The sequence below is a fragment of the Adlercreutzia sp. St.1H8 genome, assembly GCF_059728655.1.
The window spans coordinates 1,291,999-1,315,861 of record NZ_AP039376.1 but is presented as its reverse complement, the minus strand read 5'-3'; the positions used below and the strand labels follow the sequence as shown (position 1 = coordinate 1,315,861).

Genomic DNA, 23,863 nt, shown 5'->3' with positions numbered 1-23,863 from the left:
AGAAGACGCTCCTGCTAGGACGCCGGCTGCTCCGCCGCCACGCCCTCGGGCGCATCGGGGCCCTTGACGACGACCTCGGTGATGGGGGCGTAGGTGGAGTAGAAGGCGTCTTGCCGGAGCACCTCCCCATTCTGCGCCTTCACCGTGCGGGTGACGGAATAGCGCTGCCCGTCGGAGCCAGCTGTCTTCACGTAGCTGGTGCCGGGGGCGAGCGAATCATCCCGCTCGGTGCGCGTGGAATGCTTCTTGCCCGGCGTCCACTCCCCCTCCTGGGTGGAGACGGCGTAGCCCGGGTCAACGCCGTATAGTGTAGCGGTTATGCTGTCGTCGGTGTAGGTGAGGCGCAGCAGAATGTCAGAAGAGGTGTCATTTCGCCACACGAGGTCGAGGTCGGGCCACGACACCGCCGCGTCGCGCCCAGCCGGGTAGCTGTCGATGTAGAGCGAGTGGTTGGTGCGCTTGTCGATGGGCAGGCCGCTGTCGTAGACGGCGTTGAAGATGGTGGTGGCCACCTGGCAGATGCCGCCGCCCACATCATCGGTGTACTCGTTGTCGATGATGGCGCCGGCGCCGAGAAAGCCGCGCTCGGCCGTGCGCTCGCCGGCGCGGTCGTTGAACGACCACGAGCCTCCGGCACCCACGACGCCGTCGTTCAAGATATCGCAGATCAGCTTGATGTTGTGGGTGCGGTTGGCCGTGGACTCGGTGTTGGTGAACCGCGTGGTGTAGGAGGACACCTCCTCCACCAGCCCGCAGGCCAACGCGTCATCGAGGCTGAGGGCGGCCGGCGCCGTGACGGCCTCGACGGGCACGGACAGGGCGTCGGCCGCCTGGTCCGGGGCTCCCTGGGAGCCCGGGGCGCCAGCCTGGCGCGCGGGCGCGAGGAGCGCGTCGTCGAGCACGGCGAGCGCGTCGTCTATCTGCGGAATGACCACGGTGCCGTCGGTGCCCACCGTGACCGCGCCGCCCTCTACGAGGAAGGTCACGGCCACCGGGTCGCCCGTGGCGGCGGCGTGGATCTTCTTCACGAGGGTGGCGCGCGCCCGGGCGGGATCCACCGTCACGACGAGGGCGGCGCCCGCGTCGGCCTCCTCCACCGCCACGTCGAGCCATGCGGCGGCCTCCTCGCGCGTCACGTCGTAGACGCGCTCCTCGTAGGTGAAGGAGAGCGGCCGTGCGAGAGCGGCGTTGAGCGCGTCGGCCGTGCCGCGGGCCTGGGCCTCGGTGGTGCGCGAGGGGGCGTCCTCGGCGACGGCCACGAACTCGGCGTCGGCCACATCAGCGCGCAGGAGCGCCTCGTCGAGGGAGGCTGCGAGCGCATCCCGGCTCACCAGGCGCCCGGCGCGCCCCTCCACGACGCGGGCCTGGCCGTCCTCCACCGCCACGGACCAGTCGGTGCGCGGCTCGCCGATCGTGGCGTCGAGGGACTGGCCGAGGGCCTCGAGCGCCGCGGCGTCGTAGGCGGCATGCACGGGGATGTCCCGTCCGGCCAGCCCGGCGCCCAGGCGCGCGCCGAGGCCGCCGTCCTCGCGGCCCACGGCAAGCGCCTCGGCTGCCAGCTCGGCGGCGGGCAGCGTGGCGCCGAGGGCCTCGGCGTCGGTCACCCACAGCTGCTTGGCCTGCTGGGCCTCCTCCACCGAGAGCTGCTCGGCCAGGGCCTCTTCCTGGAGGCGCTGCAAGTCCACGTCCACGGTATCGCGGGCCTCCTCGCTCGCGAAGATGACGACGCGCGTCCCGGCGAGGCGCTCGCCGTAGGCGCCCGCGATGGCCTGCTCGGCCTCGGCCTGGGTCATGCCGCCCACATCCACGCCGCCCACGGTCACGCCGCCGTACACGCGTCCTGCGGTGGCGACGCCGTCGGCGACGAGGACGACGGCCGCGGCCAAGGCGACGGCCAGGACGATGCGAGCCGCCTTCGAGCAGCCCATCAGGCCTGCCGCGGCACGCCCGACGCGCGCGGCCCCCTCGGCGACGAGCCCGGCCACGCCGAGGACCGCCTCGGCGGCAGCCGGCGCGGACGCGGGCACGCGGGCGGCGCGGCGCGGGGCCTCGTCCGCCGTCACACCGGCCTCGCGCAGAACCGTGGCAGCCGAGCGGCGCGCTGGCCGGGCAGAAGCCCGGTCGGAGGCGGCGCGGCGCGACCCGCCGGCAGCAGGGGCGCGGTCGGGAGCGGCGGATCGGGAGCGCTCATGGGCGGCGCGCACCGAGGCTGCCGAGCGGCGGCGACCCGAGGCCGGCGACGAGCCGGCGGCGTGGCGGCGGGAGCGCGAATCGCGGGCCATGGGCCTTACCGCGGGCCTTCCCCGCCCAAGCCCTGGGCCTTGAGGGCGCGCAGGGCCGCCCACAGGTAGTAGACGGTGGTGCCGATGGCCAGGATCAGGCCTCCGTAGATGAACCAGATGCCCCAGGACACCGGCGCGGCGGTGAAGCCGGGCAGCCATGCCGCGTCGGTGAGGCCCAGGCCCGGCACGAGGGGCGCGTTGAGCACCAGGCCGGCGAAGCCCACGAACAGAAACGTGGTGGCGAACTTGCCCGGGTAGATGACGGGCACGCGGATGCCGCGCTTGAAGAGCAGCCACGAGCCGCCCCCGAGCAGTAGCGCGTCGCGCAGCACCACGACGAGGATGATCCACAGCGGCAGGCGCCCCACCAGAAACACGCCCAAGACGCCGGTGATCATGAGGACGCGGTCGACCGTCGGGTCGAGCAGCTGGCCGAGCTTGGAGACGGTGTGGGTGCGGCGGGCGATCTGCCCGTCGAGAAAGTCGGTGCCCGCGGCCACGGCGAAGGTGACGGCGGCGGCCAGGTCCTGGCCGCCCATGAGCAGCGCCAGGTAGAGCGGCACGAGGCACAGGCGGATGACCGAGATGACGTTGGGAAGGGTGAGGATGCGATCGCTCACCGGCTCCTCTTCCCGAACCTGATCCGTCTTTCCCTGCCGCGCTGCGCCCATGTCCCCCGCCCTCTCATGAAATCCGGGCCCCGCGAGGAGCCCGGATCATCGACTATGCGAATGGTAATTGTAGCAGCACCCCGACGCCATCGCCCGTTTCTTAAGCTTTGCCGTCTCGAAGGACAAACGATACACACAGGCGCGCGGAGAGGCGCGCGCGAGGCGCCCCAGACTCGCCTTTCCGCCGCTCCCCTACTCCGCGGCCGCCGCCTTCTGGTCGGGCACCTCGAGCACGCGGACGTACTCGCTGGTCGCCACCGGGGTGTAGGCCGGATCCATGCTCAGGCACGCCTTGGGGCAGGCGCGCGCGCAGGAGCCGCACTGGACGCAGCGGAAGGGGTCGATGGCCCAGGTACGGGCCTTCTTCTCCACCGTGATGGCATGGCAGGGGCAGGTCTTCTGGCAGATGCCGCACAGGATGCACCGGTTCACGTCGTTGACGATGTGGCCCTTGAGCCCCGCCGGCGGGGTCTTGGTCTCCAGCGGGTACAGGACGGTCTCGGGCTTCTTGAACAGCGACCCGAAGGTCATGCCGCCGAGCTTGAAGGAACCCATGGCTTCCCTACCTCTCTGTGCAGCTGATGCACGGGTCGATGGTCAGGATGATCATGTTGACGTCAGCCAGGTCGCAGCCGGCCAGCGCCGAGGTCATGCCCGCCAGGTTCTGCGAGGTGGGCGTGCGCATGCGCATGCGCTCGAGGTTCTTGGTGCCGTTGCCGCGGGCGTAGTAGTAGCACTCGCCGCGGGGCTGCTCGAGCACGTTGGAGGCCTGGGCGCCGTCGGCCGGCGCGCCCTTCACCGCCGCCTCGATGTCGCCGGCGGGCATCTTGGCCGCCAGCTCCTTGATGATCTCGATGGACTGGAGCACCTCCAGGCAGCGCACCTTCACGCGGGCGAAGCAGTCGCCGCCGTCGTCCAAGATGGGCCGGAAGTCGGCCAGGTCGCCGTAGGCGCCGCGGCCGAAGGAGCGCACATCGTAGTTGACCGCCGAGGCGCGAGCGAAAGGACCCACCATCGACAGCGCGAGCGCGTCCTCGTGGCTGATGTAGCCCACGTCCACCGTGCGGTTCTTGACCGACGTGTCGGTGAGCAGGGTGTTCATGATCTTGGTGTAGTCATCCATGATGCCGTCGAGGGTGGCGATGACCTGGGCCATCATGGCGTCGTCGATGTCGCGAACCACGCCGCCCACCTTCACGACGGAAAGGATCACGCGCCCGCCCGTGGTCTTCTCGAAGAGGTCGAGCACGCGCTCGCGCAAACGCCAGCAGTGCATGAACATGCTCTCGAAGCCGAAGGCGTCGGCGGCGAGCCCCAGCCACAGCAGATGCGAGTGCACGCGCGAGAGCTCATGCCAGATGACGCGCAGGTACTCGGCGCGCTTGGGCACCTCCACGCCCATGAGCGACTCCACCGTCTCGGCGTAGCCGAGGGAGTGCCCCATGGCGCAGATGCCGCAGATGCGCTCGGCCACGTAGATGAACTGGTTGTAGTCGCGCGTCTCGACGAGCTTCTCGAGGCCGCGGTGGACAAAGCCGATCTGGGGGATGGCCTCGATGACCGTCTCGTCCTCGACCACCAGGTCGAGGTGAAGCGGCTCGGGGAGAACGGGATGCTGGGGCCCGAAGGGGATGACCGTCGCCTTGCCCATGCTACTCACCTTCCTTCGCAGCGGCCTCGGCCGCCTTCTTGGCCTTGGCCTCCATGGCCGCGCGCACCTTAGCGGCCTTCTCCGGGTCCATGGCGGCGAGCTTGGCTTCCAGCTCGGCGTCCTTGGCGGCGTCCTGCTCGGCCGCGGCGGCCTTCTTGGCCTTGGCGGCGATGGCGGCGCGCACGCGGGCCACCTTCTCCGGGTCCATGCCGGCGAGCTTGGCCTCCACGGCCTCGTCGTCGGACGGCGTGAACACGCGCCCGCCCTTCGCGGGGGACGCGGCCTCGGGATGCGTCGCCAGAAACTCCGCCTGGGCCTCCCCCGCCTTCTCGGCGCGGTCGGCCTTGGCAGCCTCCTTCGCGGCCTTGGCGGCCGCCACCTTCGCCGCCTTCTCGCGCGCGGCCTTGAGCTCGGGGGAGATGATGGTCATGGGCTCCTTCTGCGCCACGCGGTAGAAGTTGCCGCCGAAGTCGATGGCCAGGCCCTCGAAGGTGATGCCGAACAGGTCGTGGATCTCGTTCTCGAACACGAACGCGGCCAGGAACTGGTCGGTGACGGAGGGCACGGTCGATCCGGCGGGCAGGGCCTTGGCCACGAGGTTCTCGAGCAGGCCGTCCTTCATGTACGAGTAGACGAGGTCGATGCCGGCCTCGGTGTTGACGGCGAGGGTCTGGACGTAGCGCCAGCCGCCCGCCTTGCGCGCAAGGGCCTCCTCATGGATGGCCTCGATGGGCAGCGGCGCGAACTCCTGGCTGAACTGGGCCATGGGCTACTCCCCCCTCTTCTTCGACTCTTTGAGCGCCTGGGACTTCTCGTCCAGGACGGCGACGCCCTTGACGATGGCGTCGATGAGCGCCTCGGGGCGCACGGCGCAGCCCGGGGCGTACACGTCGACAGGAATGGCCTTGTCCACTCCGCCGATGACGTTGTAGCAGTCATGGAAGATGCCGCCGGAGCAGGCGCAGATGCCGCACGCGACGACCACCTTCGGCTCGACCATCTGGTTGTAGATCTCACGCACGACGTCGATGTTCTGCTCGTTGACCGAGCCGGTCACCAGGAAGATGTCGGCGTGCTTGGGGTTGCCCGTGTTCACCACGCCGAAGCGCTCGCCGTCGAAGCCCGGGCACAGCGTGGCCAGGACCTCGATGTCACAGCCGTTGCAGCTCGAGCCGTCGTAGTGGATCACCCAGGGGGATTTCGATGCGAAAGCCATGGTGCCTCCTTACATAAACGCGAGGAACGCGATGTTCACGCCGCCGGCGACGAGCGCCACGGCCCAGGCGGACTTCAGCATGAACTGCCACTTCACACGCGCGAAGTTGTTGTCGATCCAGATCTCGAGGAAGTAGACCGCCAGCACCACGACCACGGCCAGGATGAGCGAGAGCGGGTTGCCCCACACGAAGAACATCCCGATCCAGCCGAGGAACAGCACGTTCTCGCACCAGTGCATGATCTCCACCAGGCCTAAGGTGGGGCCGCTCATCTCCGTGGTCATGCCGCGGACGATCTCCTGGTGCGCGTGGTGCGACATCGACAGGTCGAAGGGCGACTTGCGCAGCTTGATGGTGAGGATGAACAGCAGGCCCAGGAACACGAGCCAGATGGTGGCGATGATGGGCACGTCGAGCGAAAGCACGTCGCCCACGTTGAAGGTGCCGGCGGCCATATAGAAGCCCACGGCCAGAAGCAGCACCATGGGCTCGTAGGCCATGACCTGCAGCGTCTCGCGGGCGGCGCCCACCTCGGCATAGGGGCTGCGCGAGGAATAGGCGGCCATGATGAAGAACAGGCTCGAGAGCGTGATGACGAACACGCACATGAGCAGGTTTCCGCCGGTGAAGAACACGCCGCCGGCCACGCAGGCGAAGAGCAGCGCGCAGGCCACGTAGGTGCGCTCGACGGAGTTGACCGCCACGCTCTCCTTCTCGAAGAGCTTGCGCACGTCGTAGTAGGGCTGGAGCAGCGGCGGCCCCACGCGGCCCTGCATGCGGGCGCTGATGATGCGGTCGAGGCCAGCCAGCAGGCACCCCACGACAGGCGCGATGAGCCCGAACAGGATGGTGCCGATGACGGTGATGAGGATGGTCATGGTCACGCCCCTTTCTAGAGCACCATCGGGGCGACGGCGGCGATGACGAAGGCCGCGGCCATGATGATGGAGTTGAACACGACGCCTACCGGCGCGATGCGCTTCTCGCCGAACACGTCGTCCATATACCAGTTGCGCGCCGTGGCCACCGTCGTGCCCGACAGCGCGTTCTGGAACGCGCGCTCCTCCGAGCCGCGACTGACGCCGGCCAGGTAGACGTCCACCTTACGCGCCTTGGAGCCGCCCATTCCCGCGAACAGCACGATCACCACGATGGCCACGCAGATGCTCGCGATCCAGAGGTTGTCGGTGGCGATGTCCTGCCCGAGGATGCCATAGACCGACACCACGTAGGGCTCCACCAGGTAGGCGGAGATGAGCGGCAGCGTCACGCAGGCCACCACGAGCAGCGCTGCCATGAGCAGAAGCGACGCCCACTCGCTCTTGTGGACGGTGACCTCCACGTTCTCCGGCTCGCCGGCGATGCCCGCGAGCTTGCCGAGCCACTTGGCCCAGAACATGAACGTGGCGGCCGAGCCGAAGGCCAGGATGATGACGAGCGCCACCTGATCCATGTCGACGAACGACACGAGCGTGGCCCACTTGGCCACAAGCATGCCGAACGGCGCGATGAACATGCACATGATGCCGAGCATCATGAAGCGGGCCAGACGCGGCATGCGGTCGAAGAGCAGGTCCATCGACTCGATGTCGCGGCTGCCGATGTGGTGCTCGGCGGTGCCGACGCACAGAAACAGCAGGCTCTTGGCGATGGCGTGGAACAGGATGAGGAACTCAGCCGCCCACACCGCCTCCGGCGTGCCCACGCCGGCGCAGGCCGTGATGAGGCCGAGGTTGGCGATAGTCGAGTAGGCCAGCACGCGCTTGGCGTTGGACTGGCTGATGGCCATGAACGAGCAGAGGAGGAACGTGATGCCGCCCACGAGCATGACCATCATGGAGGGCACGGGGCTCATGAGCATGATGGGCGCGAGCTTCACGAGCAGGAACACGCCCGCCTTCACCATGGTGGAGGAGTGGAGCAGGGCGCTCGTGGGGGTGGGGGCCACCATGGCGCCCAGAAGCCACGTCTGGAAGGGCATCTGCGCGGCCTTGGTGATGCCCGCGAAGGCGAGCGCCACCACGGCCAGCGCCACGAGGGCCGGGTCAGCCACGCCGAGCATGAGGAACTCGACGAACGAGAGGGTCTCGAGCTGGATGGCGCACACGTAGAGCGCCACGAGGAACCCGATGCCGCCGGCCAGGTTCATGATGATCTGGCGGAAGGCGTTGGCGATGGCCTCGTCGGTCTTGGTGTAGCCGATGAGGAGGAACGAGCAGACGGTGGTGACTTCCCAGCCCGCGAACATCCACATCATGTTGTTGGAGAACACGATGACGAACATGGCGGAGAGGAACACGAACATGAGGGCGAAGAACAGCGGGCGGCGGTCCTTGGCGCCCTCGGGCTCATGGGCCTGGAAGTCGCGCATGTAGCCGAGCGCGTAGACGCAGATGCCGCTGCCGATGACGCCGATGATGAATGCCATGAGCAGCGAGAGCGAGTCGAAGTACAGGCCGAGGGGCACCTCCACCTCATGGGCGAACGCGAACTCGAGCACGAGCGCGCCGACCAGCTGGACGAGGGCGAGGGCACCCGCCGGGAGGTTTTTGTACCTCACCGCGAAGGAGAGGACGATGCCGACGAGGACGACGCTCACCCCCGTGCAGACGTAGTCGAGCACGACCGACGAGAACTCGAAGTACACGCCCGACGTGCCCAGGTTGGTGGCGACGAGCACCACCGAGGCCACGCCGATGATGACGGCCGAGGCGCCGACGATGACGTTTCGCGCGCCGTCGCCGCGCACGGCAAGGAGCACCGCGGCCACCACGAGCGGGAAAACGATGAGAAATCCGAGCAATGCCACGAAATTCCCCCTTCTACCCGATTTGCCTTCAGGGGCTGCCGCTCCCCGCACGGGCTCGCGATGCGTCGCTGCCGGCGCGGGGCGAGGCGCCCCCTTCTGGCATCGAGGGTACCAAAAGCCGCGCCGCGCCCGCGGGGGATCGCGATGGGCAGGGCCGTATTGCTCGGTGAAGGGCCGGCGCGGGACGAGGCCTCCGGGGCCGACGGCGTCCCTATCAGGACGAACGGCAGAAGGGCCGCCCCTAGGCCAGGATGTCGGCGATCATGCGGTCCTTCAGGCGGTTGACCGACGCGAGCTTCCAAGCCGGATAGCCCAGCCCCGGGTCGGCGTACTCGAAGTCCTTGAGCGCGATGAGCAGGGCGCGCAGCTCGGAGGTGAGCAGGGCACGGGCCACTCCGACGAAGGTCGCCCCGATCTTCGGGCCGATCATGCTGAGGTAGGCGTCGAAGTCATCCTGCTCCATCATCATGGGCAAACACGCCATGTTCTGGTCGAACAGCGGCGCCTGGCCGAGCACCTCGCCCGTGTCGTTGTCCACGAGGAAGCCGTAGTTGCCCGCGTGGCGGTCAACGTTGGCCGTGATGGCGTCCATGACCACCATCTCGCGAAAGCGCGCGTCCCCGCCGTGCTCGGCGCAGAACGCGAGCATGTCCTCGATGTCGAACGGGCCGTCAAAGAAGCGGTGGGCCGAAACGAACCCCACCTCCTCCGAGGTGAACAGGGGGCACTTGCTCGCGAGCGTGCCGTGGTAGCTCACCACCTCGTAGGGGACGTGCGCGATGCCCGCCGCGTCCAGCACGGCGGAGGCAAGCGCCTCGGAGTACGGCTCGAAGCCCGCGTTGGCATACCCCGTGCTCCCCCGCTTGAGGAGCGAGATCTGATCGCCCTCGCGCACCCAGCACTTGGCGAACGAACCAGAGGTGGCGTACTCCGGCGAGGTCGGCGAGTTCTGGCGGCCGTACATCCCCGTGCCGTCGAAGGCGATGCGGGCGATCACGTCGTCGAAGGGGTTGCGGTAGAGCGACACGTCGTCCCACGCGATGTCCTCGTCGGCGCGCTTCATCCAGAACGTGTCGGTGAGCGAGAGGCAGCGGGCCATGGCGATAAAGTCGTGGCGCGTCGTGAGCCCCAGCTCGCGCATGAGCCTCTCGATGGAGACGCGGTGCTTCGCGATCTGGCGGCCGTCGATCCAGTCGTTGATGTTGACGAAGCCGTAGGGAAGATAGGCGTCAAACTGCTCGACCTCGTTGTAGCGGTAGTCGTCGAGCGAGGCGGTCTCCTCGTAGGTAGCCACCACGACGTCCTTGTTCATCAGCTGGTAGAGCATCTCACGCCTCCTTTCCACCATCCGACTATTATACAAAAGAAGAGGAGCCGGCGGCTTCTGCCACCGGCTCCTCGAAGAAGCTGGTCGGGTTGACAGGATTTGAACCTGCGACCCCTTGACCCCCAGTCAAGTGCGCTACCAAACTGCGCCACAACCCGTTGTGCCATCTGCGCAAGACGCGTTCTCGCTCAAACAGCTTGACTATCTTAGCGTTACTTCGGAGGCATTTCAAGAAGAAATTTTCTGCGGCCTTTCCCTTCGCGCAATCCACAGCGCCGCACGGAGGCACGCTGGGTCAGACGCTCCGACCGAGGACGCGATTGCGAGCGCAGGGGCACGCCCCCTCGGGGGGGGATCAGGGGAGACGGAGCCCGGCGCGCGGAATCCGGGGCACCGACACCCGGAGCGGGATGCGGCGCGCGGAACGGGGCCGAGGCGCGCGGAGCACGACGCACAGGGGCTTGGAACAGGGAGCGGGCGAATGTTTCACGTGAAACATTCGCGGCGCCCTTCGGCAGAGTCGCCCGATCGCAAGGCTCAGGCGCGAAGGCGTGGGGGCCGGCGCAAGGCCTAGCGCCTCGGGCACGGGGGCACGCGAGATCCGAGGCGAAGGACGCGAGGAGCGGGAACCCGGGAACCCGGGGCACGAGAGAAGCCGGGACGGGGGTTGTGACGCGCGGGGCGGGGGTTGGGGGGCGTCGGGGGCTGGGGCGCGCGACGGGGGCTGGGGCGCAGGGGAACACGGTGGGTGTTTCAAGTGAAACACCCACCGGATCGGGTTGCGCTGCTCGTCGATGGGGGTCGGGCACGAAACGCGGCTTTTTTTCGCGAGAAAGGACGGCTTTGCATGATCGCGGCGTGCCTTCGAGGTGTGCGCGGACCGAAGAGCCGGACGTTTCCCCAGCTCGCGTTCAGCGATGCGTTGCGGCGGAACCCTCGAGTCCCCAGCTTCCCAGCGCGGAAGCCACCGCTATCATGCAAAGCTAGTTTTTCTCGCATGAAATGCGACGTTTTTCCGCCCGGACACGCGAGGACGCCGGCGATCGCCTTGCCACGCGGCTTCTGGAGAACCTGCGAAGCGACGAGGCGGCACGGGGGATCCCGCTATGATTCTTGCCCTGCGCCGACGAAGCACCCCGGCCGTCCCCACCGTTACGAGGGGCTTTCGGTTGGGATACCGGTAGGCGCGGAAGGTTTCGCGGCCCGGGCGCAACGCCGATAATCAGGCGATAGAGCGCGATGCGAGGAGGATGCAGTGAGAAAAGACGCGTTGGTCACGGGGCTGGCCCTGTTCGCCATGTTCTTCGGGGCGGGCAACCTCATCTTCCCGCCGTATCTGGGCATGACGAGCGGCAGCGAGTGGCTCGTTGGCTTCGCCTGCTTCATCTTCGTCGACGTGGTGCTCTCCTGCGTGGGCATCTTCGCGCTCAACGCGGCTGGCGGGGCCAACGCCGCCATCGAGGGCACCCTCGGGCGCGTGCCGGGCCTTGCCATGAACACGGCTGCCATCCTGTGCACCGGCGTGCTCATCGCCACGCCGCGCACGGCCGCCACCACCTACGAGATGGCGGTGATGCCGCTCATCGGCGACGGGATGGGCCTGGCGCCGTTCTCCGTCCTGTTCTTCGCGCTCGTGCTCGCGCTCACCTTCAGCCAGTCGCGCGTGGTGGGCATCGTCGGCAAGGTGCTCACGCCGCTGCTCGTGCTCGGCATCATCGTGCTCGTGGCGGCCGGCGTGGTAAACCCCATCGGGGACGTGGGCGCGCCGCACTCGGCGCACGTGGCCCAAGACGGTATCCTCGCCGGCTACCAGGCCATGGACATCATCGCCTGCGTAGGCTTCGCCATCGTCATCCAGGACGCCGTCCGCGCGGACGGCTACACGGCGCGCCGCTCGCAGCTCAAGGTGATGGCGCTCGCGAGCTGCGTAGCCGCCGTGCTCCTGGCGCTCATCTACGGCGGACTCACCTACCTTGGCGCCATGACCGGGCTCTCGTTCGGCCCCGAGCTCAACCAGGCGCAGCTCATCGTGGAGATCACGAAGCACCTCATGGGCGAGACCGGCGTGCTCGTGCTCGGCGTGGTGGTGGGACTGGCCTGCCTGACCACGGCCATCGGGCTCACCGGCGCCACGGCCTCCTACTTCGAGCGCGTGACGCGGGGGCGGCTCCCCTACCGCGCCGGCGTGCTCATCGTCATCGGGTGCGGGCTGCTCATCTGTAACCTCGGGCTTGAGGCCATCATCGCGCTGGCCACCCCCATCCTGTCGGTGGTGTGCCCGCCGTTCATGACCACGGTGGTACTCATCCTGTTCCTGCGCCGCATCCACACCACCTGGGCCTACAAGGGCGCCGCCTTAGGCGCGTTCGCGGCGAGCGTGGTCATCGTGGCCCACGACAGCTTCGGCCTGGCGCCCTTCGTGACGGCGCTGCCGCTCTATGAGTTCGGGTTCAGCTGGCTGCCCTTCGCCGCGGCCGGCGGCATCATCGGCTGGCTGGCCGCCCGTCCGGCGGGACGCAGCCGCGACCTTCTGGACGCGCCGGTGGAGAAGGCCCTCGAGGAGGAGGGATCGCCGGTCGGCTAGCTGTTTAGCGCCAAGACGTTGTTTACATTCCGATAGTGACAAATAGGGAGGACTCCGCGATGCTGTGAGTTGTCTAGGCTTACGGCGAAGGGGGCCCTCCCATGTCACAGCATCCTAACGCAAGGCTCACCCCGAAGGGGCGGGAGACCCTCGTCTCCCGCGTAAAAGCGGGCCTCGGCGTGGCCCGGACCGCCCGCGAGATGGGCGTGAGCCGCCAGACCGCCGCGAAGTGGCTGGCCCGCGCCGCCCGCGGGGAGCCGATGTCCGACCGCTCGTCCAGGCCGCGGCGCCTGGCGCGGGCAACCCCCTCGGAGGACGTCGAGCGGGTGGTCCGGGCGCGGTCGTCGATGCTCCTCGCCCCGCTCGCGCTGGCCGCCGAGACCGGCGTGCCCGCCCGCACCTGCGCCCGGATAGTCGCGCGCTCCGGCCTGCCCCGGCTCGCAGACGTCGACCGCGTGACCGGCGAGGTCCGCCGACGGGGGCCCGCCACGCCCGTCCGCTACGAGCGCGAGGGGCCCGGCGAGCTGCTCCATGTCGACGTCAAGAAGGTGGCGCGCATCCCCGACGGCGGCGGGCACAGGGCCCGGGGCCGCGGGTGCGGGTCGGCCCGGGGCTCCGGCAGCGCCTGCCTGCACGTGGCCGTCGACGACTTCAGCCGGGTCGCCTACGCCGAGCTGCTGCCCGACGAGCGCAAGGGGACGTGCCGGGCCTTCATGGAGCGATGCCTGGGCTTCTTCGAGGGGATGGGGGTGCGCGCCGAGCGCGTGATGACCGACAACGGCCCGGGATACAGGAGCCGCGACTTCAACTCCCTGCTGGAGGAGAGGAGGATCCGCCACGTCTTCACCAAGCCCTTCAGCCCATGGCAGAACGGCAAGGTCGAGCGCATGAACCGCACGCTCGCCCAGGAGTGGCAGTACGGCAGGGCGTGGGAGAGCGAGGCGGGGAGGGCGGCCGCCCTCCCCGCCTTCCTGGAGCGCTATAATTGGAACCGGCCGCACAGCGCCTGCGGGGGCCTGCCGCCCATGTCGCGCATCGTCGGCGTAAACAACCTATTGGCACACAACAGCTAGCGTTCCTCGGCGGTGCGCGCAGCGGTCTCGGCGGCGGTGCGCGGGTCTTCGACGGGAGCGGTATCACCAGCGTCCTCCGGGTCGTCCCAGCGGACTATCTCGTAGAGGTAGCGCTCCGTATTCTCCAATTCGGCCTTCTTGAGCTGGTGCTCCCAGATGACGGCCACCTTCCAGCCGTCGGCCTCGAGCGCCGCGCGGGTGCGCTCGTCGCGTTCCTGGTTACGGCGAAACTTGGCCTCCCAGTACTCGGGGTTCTTCTTGGGGATGGGGAGGTTGCACGTCGGGCAGTGGTGCCAGTAGCAACCGTGGATGAAGATCGCGATCTTCCGGCCGGGGTAGGCGATGTCCGGGTGGCCCGGCGCCTTCTTCCAGTCGAGCCGGTAGCCGGGGAACCCCAGCTCACGCAGCATGCGGCGCACCTTGAGCTCGGGCGTGGTGTCGCGGCGCTTGTTGCCCTGCATGCACTTGCGCGTGGCGGCGCTCACCTCGCCGAAGGGCGAGGCGACCGGGACGGTCTCGCGCACGAGCGTCTCTTGACCAGGAGCGACCTCGGCTTCTGCCCGCGAAGCCGCCGAGGCCTCCTCGTCGCTCGCTTCCGTGGCGGCGCCCTCTGCCGTCGTCGTTCGCGTCATCTTCGCTCCCCTACTGCAGCGCAAGTGCCCGCGTCCAGATGAGGTGGGCCAGCTCGGGCTTGGGCATGAGGGGCAGCACCTCGTCGCCGGCGGCGGTGACGAGGGTGGCCTGGTTGTCGTCGGTGCCGAAGGCACGGCCCTCCCCCACCTGGTTGGCGACGATCATATCGGCATGCTTGGACGCGAGCTTCTTGCGCGCGTTGGCCGCCACGTCGTCGGTCTCGGCCGCGAAGCCCACGATCACCTGGCCCGGACCCTTGGCAGTGCCGATGGTCGCCAGGATGTCGGGGTTGGGCACGAGCTCGACGGCAGCGAGGGCCGCATCATCGGCGCCCTTCTTGAGCTTGCGGTCGACCGGGGCGGCCGGGCGGTAGTCCGCCACGGCGGCGGCGAACACCGCCACGGAGGCCGCCGGACACGCCTGCTCGGCGGCGGCGAGCATCTCGCGCGCGGTGCGCACGCCCACCACCGTCACGCCCGCAGGCGCCGGCAGCGAAACCGGCCCTGAGATGAGCGTCACCGCCGCCCCGCGCGCCGCGGCATCGGTGGCGAGCGCGTAGCCCATCTTGCCGCTTGAGTAGTTCGACACGTAGCGCACCGCGTCGATGGGCTCCACCGTGGGGCCTGCGGTCACCACCACGGACAGCCCCGCCATGTCCTGCTCGGGGCGCAGCACGCAGGTGGCGTCGGCCGACGTCGGGGCCTCCCCCGCCGCCCAGCGCTTGCCACGGGGCTGGCCGGCGACGCTCACGAAGGTGTCGAGGCCGGTCAAATCCGCCGTTACGGGCCCGATGCCCTCCGCGGGCGCATCCCCTGCCGCCGCGCCGGCTCCGGTGCCCACCGACGGGAAGAGGGCCGTCGCAGCCCCGTCGTCCGCCGCCTGGATCCGCGTCGCCACGGACACCGGCGCCGCCGCCAGCACCTCGAGGGCGCGCGCCACGATGGCGTCAGGCTCGGGCAGGCGCCCGCGTCCCACGTCCCCGCAGGCCTGGTAGCCTTCGTCTGCCTCCATCACCACCACACCGCGCTCGCGCAAAAGCGCGAGGTTGGCCTGAGTGGGGGCGGCCTCGTACATATGCACGTTCATGGCCGGCGCGAGCATGAGCGGCGCAGGGCAGGCAAGCGCCGTGGTGGTGAGCAGGTCGTCAGCCAGGCCGCAGGCCACCTTCGCCGCCACGTTGGCCGTGCACGGCGCGATGAGCATAAGGTCGCACCACTCGGCCAGGGAGATGTGGTGGATGGGGTCGGATGGGTCGTCGAACAGCCCCACGGCCACCTTCTCGCGGGTGAGCGAGCGGAACGTCACGGGGTCGACGAAGCGCGTGGCGTGCTCGGTCATGACCACCTTCACCACGCAGCCCGCCTTCTGCAGGCCGCGCACCACCTCGCAGGCTTTGTAGGCGGCGATGCAGCCGGTGACGCCCACCAGCACCTGGGGCGCGCTCGTCTCGGTCATGGCGGCTCCTTCCTCTCAGACGCCCAGGTAGGGCTCAAGCACATGGGCGAGCACCCGCAGGTGCGCCCGGCTCGCGCCCAGGCACGGCACGTAGGTCAGCCGCCGGCCGCCGGCCTCCAGGTACTCGGGCCGCAGCTCGCACTTCACGTCGTAGAGCGTCTCCAGGCAGTCGATGGCGAAGTTGGGGCAGACGAGGAACACACGTGGGTCGGGCGCGGCCTCGGCCCAGGTGGCCAGCGTCGAGCGGGTGAAGGGCGACAGCCACGTGCGTCCCTTGTCGAAGCGGCACTGGTAGCCGATGGTCCAGCGACGCCGGTCGATCCCCAGCTCGCCGGCGACGGCGAGCGCGGTGGCACCGGCCTGCAGCTCATAGGTGTCGCCCGCCTCGATGTCGGTAAGCGGGATGGAGTGAAACGAGAACAGCAGCCGATCGTCGGACTCCGTTGAGGAGTCGTAGCCAGCGTTGACGACGGAGGCGGCGATGGCACGGACGTAGACGGGATCGTCGTGGTAGTCGGGCACCACCTCGCAGGGCACGTCCCACCGGATGCGGCGCAGGGCGCGCGCCACGCCGTCGGAGGCGGCGCCAGTGGTGGAGAAGGCGCTCTGCGGGTAGAGGGGCAGCACCACCACGCGCGCGCAGCCGGCCGCGCGCAGCTCGCGCAGGGCGGCGGGCAGCGTGGGCTGCCCGTAGCTCATGGCCTGGCGCACCACCACGTCGGCGCCCTCGGCGCGGTACCACTCGTCAAGCCCGCGCGCGAGGCGGGCCTGGGTCACGGCGAGCGGCGACCCCTCGTCCGTCCAGATGGCCGCGTACTTCTCCGCCGAGGCCACGCCGCGCTTGGGCAGGATGCCCACGTGCAGGATGAGCCACCAGCCCAAGGCGTTCATGGGGCGGATACGGCGATCCATGAGGAACCGCGCCAGGTAGCGCCGTACCGCGCGCGGCGTGGGCGCATCAGGCGTGCCCGTGTTCACGAGCAGCACCCCCACACGCCCGGGGACGGGCTCCGGCTTCCTACGCAGGCCCATAGACGCTCCCTTCCACCGACGGCGTGGGCGATGCGGCCAGGAGGGCCGCCACCTCGCGCCCGGCCTCGGTCAGCCCGCGGCTGCGCGGAGCCAGGGCGTCGAGCGCCTCGCGCAAGTCGCGCGGCAGGTTGTCCGCGAACGAGAGTTCCTCGCCCGTCACAGGATGGGCGAAGCGGATGCTGTAGGAGTGCAGGAACTGACGCTCGAGACCCAGCTGGGCGCGGGGATCCTTCGGGCCGTTAGCCGTGTAGACCGGGTCGCCCACGATGGGATGGCGCGTGTACTGCATGTGCACGCGAATCTGGTGGGTGCGGCCGGTGAACAGCTTGCACTCGATGAGCGTGTAGCCGTCGTCATGGGGGCCGGCCTCGAAGCGCTCGAGCGCGCGGAAGGTGGTGATGGCCTCACGCGCGCTCGGCACGTCGCGCACGGCCATGCGGGTGCGCTCGTTGGCGGCGCGCGCGATGGGCGCGTCGATCATGCCCGTGTCGTGGGCCATGACGCCATGGACGAGGGCCAGGTAGTGGCGGTCGATGGCGCGGGCGCGGATGTCCTCCATGAGCACGTAGCCGGCCGCGTCGGTCTTGGCGGCCAGCATGAGGCCGCTCGTGTCGCGATCGAGCCGGTGCACGATGCCCAGGCGGTCGTCCTCGCCCTGGACGCTGCACAGGTGCTCTTCGCCGCAGTGCCAGATGAGCGCGTTGACGAGCGTGCCGTCCACATGGTCGGCCGCCGGGTGGCACACAAGCCCCACCTGCTTGGACAGCACGATCATGTCGTCGTCCTCGAAGCGGATGTCCAGGTCGATGGGCTGGCCCACGAGCGGCGTGCGCGACGGCTCCTCGTCCACCTCGTAGACCACCGTGTCCCCCGCCGTCACCGCATGCTTCTTGGAGACGGCGGCGCCGTTCACGAACACGCGCCCCTCGTCGATGGCGCGCGCGGCAGCCGAGCGGCTCGCGTAGAGCCCCCGCTGGGCGCAGAGCGCGTCCAGGCGGCTGCCCGCGTCCTCGGCGGCGACGATGTGGCAGAGCGATCTCGTCATCGCGCCTCAGCCTCCTCACGATGGGCCCTCAGGAAAAGGGCGGCGAAGAAGATAACGAATCCGCAGGTCACGCCGATGTCGGCGACGTTGAACGTGGGAAAGTCGATGAACACGGGGTCGATGAAGTCCACCACGTAGCCCAGCGTGAACCGGTCGACGGCATTGCCGAGGCCTCCGGCGAACACGAGCGCGGCGCCGAGCGCCTCTCCCGCCGTCGCGCGTCGAGAGAGCAGCACGTAGCCGAGCAGGCCCGCGCACACGGCGAGCGAGAGCACGCCGAGCACGATGGTGGCGTCCCCGAACATCCCCCAGGCGCCGCCGGTGTTGTGCGCCACGCGGAACCGGACGAGCCCCGCGAGGGGCCCGACGACCACCGTCCCGGCGGGAAACTGGTTGAACCACGCCTTCACGGCCAGGTCGAGCATAACCCACACGACGGCCACGGGCACGAACAGCGCCACGTTGCGGCCGCGGCGGGACGGGCGCGGCCGCGGCGCTGCGGGCGCGCCTGAGCGCGCGTTGGCGACAGGCGCGGGAGGCCGTCCCTCGCCCCCGCCGCCTGTCGCGCCGTGCCCGCCCCGATGCGCCTTGCCAGCCGCCACCGGCGCCTAGCCCTCGAACCCGATGGCGTCCAGGGCGTCCCCGCAGCGCTCGCACACGTCCGGGTGCGCGGCGTTGCCGCCGAGCGCGCGGATGTTCCAGCAGCGCGGGCACTTCTCGCCCTCGGCGACGGCCACCGTGGCCGCCACCTCGTCGCCGTCGCCCTCGACGAAAGCCACCGATGCCACGATGAAGAGCTCCTCGAACACGGCCGGATCGAAGCCGGAGGCCGTGGCCACCACGGCGGCCGGCGCCTCCACGGTAAGCGCCGCCTCCTGGCTCTTGCCGATCACCTTGGCGGCACGCGCGTCCTCGAGCGCCTTCGTCACCACATCGCGCACGGCCATCACCTCGCCGAACGCGGCCACCTGGGCGCCGGCGTCGGCCGGCAGCTCCGGGCAGAAGTCCGAGGGCGTGGGCCATCCGGCCAGCTGGACGGACTCCGGGCGGTCGTCCTGCGCGCGCAGAGCCGGCGGGTAGTGATCCCACACCTCGTCTGCGGTGAACGAGATGATGGGCGCCATCACGCGCACGAGCACCTCGAGGATGTTCAGCAGCACCGTCTGGGCGGCGCGACGGCGCGGCGAGCCGGGCGCCTCGGAGTAGAGGCGATCCTTGGTCACGTCCATGTAGACGGCCGACAGGTCGTTCACGTACTCGTAGAGCGCGCGGTACACGACGTTGAAGCGCAGCGCCTCGTAGGCGGCCTCAACCTCGGCCACCAGCTCCAGCGTGCGCACCATCTGCCACTGGTCGATGGGCTCGAGCTCGTCCCAGTCCACCACGATGTCGAAGGTCTCGAGGTCGGCCAGGTTGCCCAGCAGGAAGCGGAAGGTGTTGCGGAAGCGGCGGTAGGCGTCAGAGACCTGCTTCAAGATGCCGTCGGAGATGGACACGTCCTGGGAGTAGTCCACCGAAGACACCCACAGGCGCAGCACGTCGGCGCCGAACTTGTCCATGACCTCGGCCGGATCCACGCCGTTGCCAAGGGACTTCGACATCTTGCGCCCATCCTCGTCCACGGTGAACCCGCAGTGCATGACCGACTTGTACGGCGGCACGCCGTAGGCGCCCACCGACGTGAGCAGCGAGCTCTGGAACCAGCCGCGATGCTGGTCAGAGCCCTCCAGGTAGAGGTCGGCCGGGAAGCGCAGGCCCTCGCCGGCGCGATGCTTGAGCACGCTCGTGTGCGACACGCCAGACTCCCACCACACGTCGAGGATGTCCTTCTCGGGCACAAGCTCGGCACCGCCGCACTTCGGGCACTTCGCGGTACGGGGCAGGTACTCGGACGGCTCGCGGGTAAACCAGGCGTCGGCGCCCTCCGTCTTGAACAGCTCGATGACCGCGTCGAAGGTGGCCTCGTCGGCCACGGTGGAGCCGCACTTGGCGCACTTGAACACGGGAATGGGCACGCCCCACGAGCGCTGGCGCGAGATGCACCAGTCGGGGCGGTCGGCCACCATGGAGCCGATGCGGTTCTTAGCCCAGTCGGGCACGAAGCGCACCTCGGAGTTGATGGCGCGCAGCGCATCCTCGCGCAGGGAGTTCTCGTCCATCGAGACGAACCACTGGTCGGTGGCGCGGAAGATGACCGGCTGATGGCAGCGCCAGCAGTGCGGGTAGGAGTGGTTGATCTTCTTCTCCGCCACGAGAGTCCCCTGCTCGCGCAGCCAGTCGATGATGACGGGGTTGGCCTCGTCGGTGTCGAGCCCGGCGAAGCGCCCGGCCTCGTCGGTGAGGCGGCCGTCGTCGTCGACCGGCATGAGCAGCGGGATGTCGAACTCGAGCGCCACGAGGTAGTCGTCCTGGCCGTGGCCGGGAGCCGTGTGCACGGCGCCGGTGCCCGTGTCGAGCGTCACGTGGTCGCCGTAGATGACGGTGCCCTTGAGGTCCTGGCGAATGGGGCAGGTGTAGGTGAGCCCGAAGAGCTGCTTGCCCTTGAGCACGACCGGCTCGCGCGCCTCATCAACGACGAGCTCCCAGCCTTCCCAGCCGGCCACCTCGGCCACCGACTCCACCAGGTCGCGCGCCATGATCAGGTTGTCGCCGGCTACCTGCACCATCACGTAGTCGGCGTCGGGGGCCAGGGACACGGCGGTGTTGGCCGGCAGCGTCCAGGGAGTGGTGGTCCAGATGAGCACGAAGGCATCGCCCGCGGCGCCGTTGGCCTCGAACACGCCCGGCATGAGGTCGAGCTTGAACTTCACGAAGATGGAGGGCGACACCTCGTCACCGTACTCGATCTCCGCCTCAGCGAGCGCGGTGTGGCAGCGCTTGCACCAGTGGATGGGCTTGCGTCCGCGGTAGACCGATCCGCGCAGATACATATCGCGGAACAGCTCGACGTTGCCGGCCTCGTAGTCCGGCGTGAAGGTGAGGTAGGGGTTGTCCCACTCGGCGTTGACGCCGAGGCGCTTGAAGCCCTCGCGCTGCACGTCCACGTAGCGCTCGGCCCACTCGCGGCACAGGCGGCGCAGGGTGGGCTGGTCGATCTCGGCCATCTTCTCCTTGCCGAGCGTCACCTCCACCATGTGCTCGATGGGCTGGCCATGGCAATCCCAGCCAGGGACATAGGGGCTGAAGTAACCGCGCTGAGCATGGCTCTTCACCACGAAGTCCTTGAGGATCTTATTAAAGGCGTGACCGATGTGGATGGGGCCGTTGGCATAGGGCGGGCCGTCATGCAGCACGAACGGCCGGCCGTCGCGATTCTTCTCGAGTACCTTGTGGTAGAGGTCCATCTCCTGCCACCGCTCCAGACGCGCCGGCTCCTTCTGGGGGAGGTTGCCCCTCATGGCGAAGTCGGTCTGGGGGAGGTTCATCGTCTCCTTGTAGCTGTTGCCCACCTTGCGTCCCATCCTTATCCGAGGTCTCGTGCGTTCTCTGCGAGGGGCCGCGCCCGTGGCGCCCGTCCCCTTGGAGTCTCAAACTTGATCAGTATAGGCGAACGGGCGTGCCTGCGCCACGCCAAGCGCCCGGCTGCGCTGAAAAACCGCGCGCCGGCGGAGGGGCCCGCCGGGCGGCGGCCGACCACCCGGCAAACGAGGGACGCGGGTTGCCAGGAGATGCGCGGGCGCGAGGCACCGGTCGGCGGCTGCGCGCAAAACGCGGCGCGAGGCCCGATCCTTGGAAATAACCGCCGCTTCTGCAAATTCGGACGGTTTTGCACCCTTGATGCCGCCAGCAGGCGAACCGGAGCCCGGGGAGGATCGTCGTTTCCCCTGGTTGGCGTTGGAAAGGGCGATACGATGAGCCGGCCGGCGAAGGCAAAGGGCGGCCGATGGGTGCAAAACCGTCCGAATTTGCATGGCGGGCGCGAAAAGGCGCGGATGGCGGGACGTGGCAAGGCGTGGGCAGCCCGGCGGTACGCGGACGCGCGGACGTTGCGAGCGCTACGGGCGGACGGCTCGGCCAGCACGGAGCGCGCGGGTGGGCAGCCTGGCGGCACGCGGGCGCGGGGGTGGGCAGTCGCAGCCCGGCGGTACGCGGGCGCGCTGGGCACGCGGGCGCTACGGGCGGGCAGCCTGCCTCCCCTCCCGCCCAACTTGCCCGTACGACCCAGATACCCCCAGCGCGTCTGGCTCCCCGCAGATGCCCTCCGGGCGCATGCCCAGCCACCCCCGACGCACCCCAGCGCGCACCTGGCTCCCCGGCGCGCACCCGGCCCAGCACCCGCCCCCTCCCGAAGCGCATCCGCCCCACGACTTTCTGGCCATTCTCGTCACGGTTTACGCAGCCTAAGACCTCAAAAAACGCGATTTTGGCCATTTTCGCCACGCTTTACGCCGAAACGAGACCCCGCCATGCGTAAACCATAGGCAAATTGGCCAGGAAGTCGCGCTAAGCACGCTCCTCGTCGATGAAGCGGATGAGATCCTCACGCGAAGTGACGCCGAGCTTGCGATAGATGCTCTTCACGTGGGTGCGCACCGTGCTCTCGGATATGACGAGGGTCTTGGCGATGAACGCCACGCTGTGACCGCGGCCCAGGTAGCCGAGGATCTCGCCCTCCCGCGGCGAGAGCCCCGCCTCCCGAGCGGCGCGCTCGCAGCGCTCGGCCAAGGCGGTGCTCGCGTCCGGGGCGCTGGCGCGCTCGCCGCTGCGCCAGCCGGCCGTCAGACCCGCCGCCAGCAGAAACGCGAAGTACAGCGTGCTCACCACCAGCAGGGCCGGCCCGCCGTTATGAGCCTGGAAGGGCGCTGTAGTGCCACTGAAGATGCCCAGCAGCGACACCGCCGCGTAGCCCGCCACCGCGAGCCCGTAGATGAGCGCCGGCGGAAACTCGCGCGCGTGGGCCATGGCGCACAGGCCCGCCAAGGCCAAGATGCCCACCAGCGCGAAGAACACGTAGGTGAGCCACGCGGCGAACCACAGAGGCAGCGTGGCCTCGGGGAAGCTGTTGAGCACGATGAGCACGAGGGCGAAGGAGGGCAGGATCAGCTGGTGGAAGAAGGGCAGGAGCGGCCGGCGCGTGCGGGCCATACACAGGGGCACCGCGATGAGGGCCGCCAGCACCCCGCCCACCGTCTCCATGTAGACCATGTCGAACATCATGAACTTGCGCACGCCGGTGATGTAGCCCAGCACGAGCAGCCCCGCCAGGGGCACCGCCACCACCGCCACCATGCGCCGCACGAGGGCCGGGAACGACTCGCCGTCGCGGCGACGCACGGTGAGCGCCTCCTCCGCGACCCCGCCCTCCGCCTCCTCCGCGGCTGCGGCGTCGGCGGCCAACGCGGCCCCCTCCCCCGTCAGGTCCGCCTCGAGGCGCCCGGCCAAGGCCCGGGCGCAGGGCACGGCGACGCCGGCCGCGAGCAGCAGCGCGAACACGCCCGCGCCCACGGCGGCGGGCACCGTGGATACGAGCAGCTCGATCACCGAGCCGCCGCCCACGGTGAGCGCCAGGCACAGCAGCGCCGCGCGCAGGCCCAGGCACGACAGCAGCGCGCCCCAGGCCACGCAGAGCTCCGCAGCCCCCAGGGCCACGGCGGCGCCGGCCAGGATAGCCGCCGGCCCCGCGCCCCACCCCAAAACCAGCTGGGCGGCGAACAGCCCGTAGCCACCGACGTAGAACAGGCTGCCGCCCACGACGGCAGGAGCCCCGAGAAAGACAGCCCCGCCCCGACGCGACGACGCCAGCGCGAGCGCCACGCCAGCCAGGGCTGCAGTGACCAGCATCGATTGAACGAAGGGGCCCATGAGCTCCTCGGCCGCCGCAAAGCCGTCTTGGAACAGCGTCAGGTTGGGAGAGTACAGTGGCAGCGTGGCGAAGAACGCCGCGAAGAACAGCAAGTCGGGCCTCAGGCCCCTCGGCGCATCCATGGCATCCCCTCCCTGACACCGCTTTTCCCTCGTGCCAGTATAAGCGCCCCGACGCCCCGGCGCGCTGGAGAAGTCAACCCAAGGCACCATATCTGACCTGGAACTTCATCCATATACCCCATTTCCGCGAGGGGGTTTTGGCGCCTTTACCGCATTCCT

Annotated in this window: 18 protein-coding genes and 1 tRNA gene; 2 read left to right on the top strand and 17 right to left on the bottom strand. The window is 69.3% G+C overall.

What is annotated here, in order from left to right:
- Positions 1-14: 14 nt before the first annotated feature.
- From AC6I0Y_RS04960 to AC6I0Y_RS04915, 10 genes are all read right to left on the bottom strand, one after another.
- Entirely contained in the window at positions 15-2,282 is a 2,268-nt protein-coding gene (locus AC6I0Y_RS04960; RefSeq protein WP_497733465.1) for a VanW family protein, read from the bottom strand.
- Between the two features lie 5 nt (positions 2,283-2,287).
- Positions 2,288-2,902, bottom strand: a complete 615-nt coding sequence (locus tag AC6I0Y_RS04955; protein ID WP_370520288.1) for a CDP-alcohol phosphatidyltransferase family protein — start codon at positions 2,900-2,902, stop codon at positions 2,288-2,290.
- A 243-nt stretch (positions 2,903-3,145) separates the two neighbouring features.
- On the bottom strand, positions 3,146-3,508 hold the full coding sequence (locus tag AC6I0Y_RS04950; protein WP_497733462.1) for a 4Fe-4S dicluster domain-containing protein: 363 nt from the start codon (positions 3,506-3,508) through the stop codon (positions 3,146-3,148).
- A 7-nt stretch (positions 3,509-3,515) separates the two neighbouring features.
- Positions 3,516-4,604, bottom strand: a complete 1,089-nt coding sequence (locus AC6I0Y_RS04945) for a hydrogenase large subunit (RefSeq protein ID WP_497733460.1) — start codon at positions 4,602-4,604, stop codon at positions 3,516-3,518.
- 1 nt (position 4,605) lies between these two features.
- Positions 4,606-5,370, bottom strand: a complete 765-nt coding sequence (locus AC6I0Y_RS04940) for an NADH-quinone oxidoreductase subunit C (RefSeq protein ID WP_497733458.1) — start codon at positions 5,368-5,370, stop codon at positions 4,606-4,608.
- 3 nt (positions 5,371-5,373) lie between these two features.
- Positions 5,374-5,820, bottom strand: a complete 447-nt coding sequence (locus AC6I0Y_RS04935) for an NADH-quinone oxidoreductase subunit B family protein (RefSeq protein ID WP_160709051.1) — start codon at positions 5,818-5,820, stop codon at positions 5,374-5,376.
- 9 nt (positions 5,821-5,829) lie between these two features.
- On the bottom strand, positions 5,830-6,699 hold the full coding sequence (locus AC6I0Y_RS04930) for a respiratory chain complex I subunit 1 family protein (protein WP_160709053.1): 870 nt from the start codon (positions 6,697-6,699) through the stop codon (positions 5,830-5,832).
- A 14-nt stretch (positions 6,700-6,713) separates the two neighbouring features.
- Positions 6,714-8,630 carry an NADH-quinone oxidoreductase subunit 5 family protein gene (locus AC6I0Y_RS04925; protein WP_160709055.1) on the bottom strand — a complete coding sequence of 639 codons (1,917 nt, stop codon included), beginning with the start codon at positions 8,628-8,630 and terminating at the stop codon, positions 6,714-6,716.
- A 241-nt stretch (positions 8,631-8,871) separates the two neighbouring features.
- Positions 8,872-9,957, bottom strand: coding sequence for a protein kinase family protein (locus AC6I0Y_RS04920; protein WP_497733455.1), 1,086 nt, complete (start codon positions 9,955-9,957; stop codon positions 8,872-8,874).
- A gap of 81 nt (positions 9,958-10,038) precedes the next feature.
- A tRNA-Pro gene (locus AC6I0Y_RS04915) sits at positions 10,039-10,115 on the bottom strand.
- A 1,097-nt stretch (positions 10,116-11,212) separates the two neighbouring features.
- Here AC6I0Y_RS04915 and brnQ point away from each other — a divergent pair.
- Together brnQ and AC6I0Y_RS04905 are read left to right on the top strand one after the other, a co-directional pair.
- Positions 11,213-12,541, top strand: a complete 1,329-nt coding sequence (gene brnQ, locus AC6I0Y_RS04910; protein ID WP_497733453.1) for a branched-chain amino acid transport system II carrier protein — start codon at positions 11,213-11,215, stop codon at positions 12,539-12,541.
- Between the two features lie 101 nt (positions 12,542-12,642).
- On the top strand, positions 12,643-13,614 hold the full coding sequence (locus tag AC6I0Y_RS04905) for an IS481 family transposase (protein WP_217983497.1): 972 nt from the start codon (positions 12,643-12,645) through the stop codon (positions 13,612-13,614).
- Here the strand turns inward: AC6I0Y_RS04905 and AC6I0Y_RS04900 are convergent.
- The 7 genes from AC6I0Y_RS04900 to AC6I0Y_RS04870 all read right to left on the bottom strand — a co-directional run bounded on the left by AC6I0Y_RS04900 (position 13,611) and on the right by AC6I0Y_RS04870 (position 23,704).
- Positions 13,611-14,246, bottom strand: coding sequence for a very short patch repair endonuclease (locus tag AC6I0Y_RS04900; RefSeq protein WP_497733451.1), 636 nt, complete (start codon positions 14,244-14,246; stop codon positions 13,611-13,613). The genes AC6I0Y_RS04905 and AC6I0Y_RS04900 overlap by 4 nt on opposite strands.
- A gap of 10 nt (positions 14,247-14,256) precedes the next feature.
- Positions 14,257-15,702 carry a bifunctional phosphopantothenoylcysteine decarboxylase/phosphopantothenate synthase gene (locus AC6I0Y_RS04895; RefSeq protein ID WP_497733449.1) on the bottom strand — a complete coding sequence of 482 codons (1,446 nt, stop codon included), beginning with the start codon at positions 15,700-15,702 and terminating at the stop codon, positions 14,257-14,259.
- A 15-nt stretch (positions 15,703-15,717) separates the two neighbouring features.
- Positions 15,718-16,734, bottom strand: a complete 1,017-nt coding sequence (gene hemH, locus AC6I0Y_RS04890) for a ferrochelatase (protein WP_497733447.1) — start codon at positions 16,732-16,734, stop codon at positions 15,718-15,720.
- Complete coding sequence (locus AC6I0Y_RS04885) at positions 16,721-17,779, bottom strand: RluA family pseudouridine synthase (RefSeq protein ID WP_160709075.1); 1,059 nt, start codon at positions 17,777-17,779, stop codon at positions 16,721-16,723. Before AC6I0Y_RS04885 ends, hemH begins: the two co-directional genes overlap by 14 nt.
- Complete coding sequence (gene lspA, locus AC6I0Y_RS04880; RefSeq protein WP_370520290.1) at positions 17,776-18,240, bottom strand: signal peptidase II; 465 nt, start codon at positions 18,238-18,240, stop codon at positions 17,776-17,778. Before lspA ends, AC6I0Y_RS04885 begins: the two co-directional genes overlap by 4 nt.
- Before the next feature lie 147 nt (positions 18,241-18,387).
- The gene (ileS, locus tag AC6I0Y_RS04875; protein WP_160709077.1) at positions 18,388-21,228 is read right to left on the bottom strand and encodes an isoleucine--tRNA ligase; all 2,841 of its coding nucleotides are present in this window, start codon (positions 21,226-21,228) and stop codon (positions 18,388-18,390) included.
- A gap of 994 nt (positions 21,229-22,222) precedes the next feature.
- Positions 22,223-23,704: a helix-turn-helix transcriptional regulator gene (locus AC6I0Y_RS04870; RefSeq protein ID WP_497733444.1), complete on the bottom strand. Its 1,482-nt coding sequence runs from the start codon at positions 23,702-23,704 to the stop codon at positions 22,223-22,225.
- Positions 23,705-23,863 lie beyond the last annotated feature (159 nt).

What these genes read in the sequence shown, in the direction of transcription:
- AC6I0Y_RS04960 (WP_497733465.1), bottom strand. Translation starts at nt 2,282, where the DNA reads ATGGCCCGCGATTCGCGCTCCCGCCGCCACGCCGCCGGCTCGTCGCCG.
- AC6I0Y_RS04950 (WP_497733462.1), bottom strand. Translation starts at nt 3,508, where the DNA reads ATGGGTTCCTTCAAGCTCGGCGGCATGACCTTCGGGTCGCTGTTCAAG.
- AC6I0Y_RS04945 (WP_497733460.1), bottom strand. Translation starts at nt 4,604, where the DNA reads ATGGGCAAGGCGACGGTCATCCCCTTCGGGCCCCAGCATCCCGTTCTC.
- AC6I0Y_RS04940 (WP_497733458.1), bottom strand. Translation starts at nt 5,370, where the DNA reads ATGGCCCAGTTCAGCCAGGAGTTCGCGCCGCTGCCCATCGAGGCCATC.
- AC6I0Y_RS04935 (WP_160709051.1), bottom strand. Translation starts at nt 5,820, where the DNA reads ATGGCTTTCGCATCGAAATCCCCCTGGGTGATCCACTACGACGGCTCG.
- AC6I0Y_RS04930 (WP_160709053.1), bottom strand. Translation starts at nt 6,699, where the DNA reads ATGACCATCCTCATCACCGTCATCGGCACCATCCTGTTCGGGCTCATC.
- AC6I0Y_RS04920 (WP_497733455.1), bottom strand. Translation starts at nt 9,957, where the DNA reads ATGCTCTACCAGCTGATGAACAAGGACGTCGTGGTGGCTACCTACGAG.
- AC6I0Y_RS04905 (WP_217983497.1), top strand. Translation starts at nt 12,643, where the DNA reads ATGTCACAGCATCCTAACGCAAGGCTCACCCCGAAGGGGCGGGAGACC.
- AC6I0Y_RS04900 (WP_497733451.1), bottom strand. Translation starts at nt 14,246, where the DNA reads ATGACGCGAACGACGACGGCAGAGGGCGCCGCCACGGAAGCGAGCGAC.
- AC6I0Y_RS04895 (WP_497733449.1), bottom strand. Translation starts at nt 15,702, where the DNA reads ATGACCGAGACGAGCGCGCCCCAGGTGCTGGTGGGCGTCACCGGCTGC.
- hemH (WP_497733447.1), bottom strand. Translation starts at nt 16,734, where the DNA reads ATGGGCCTGCGTAGGAAGCCGGAGCCCGTCCCCGGGCGTGTGGGGGTG.
- AC6I0Y_RS04885 (WP_160709075.1), bottom strand. Translation starts at nt 17,779, where the DNA reads ATGACGAGATCGCTCTGCCACATCGTCGCCGCCGAGGACGCGGGCAGC.
- AC6I0Y_RS04870 (WP_497733444.1), bottom strand. Translation starts at nt 23,704, where the DNA reads ATGGATGCGCCGAGGGGCCTGAGGCCCGACTTGCTGTTCTTCGCGGCG.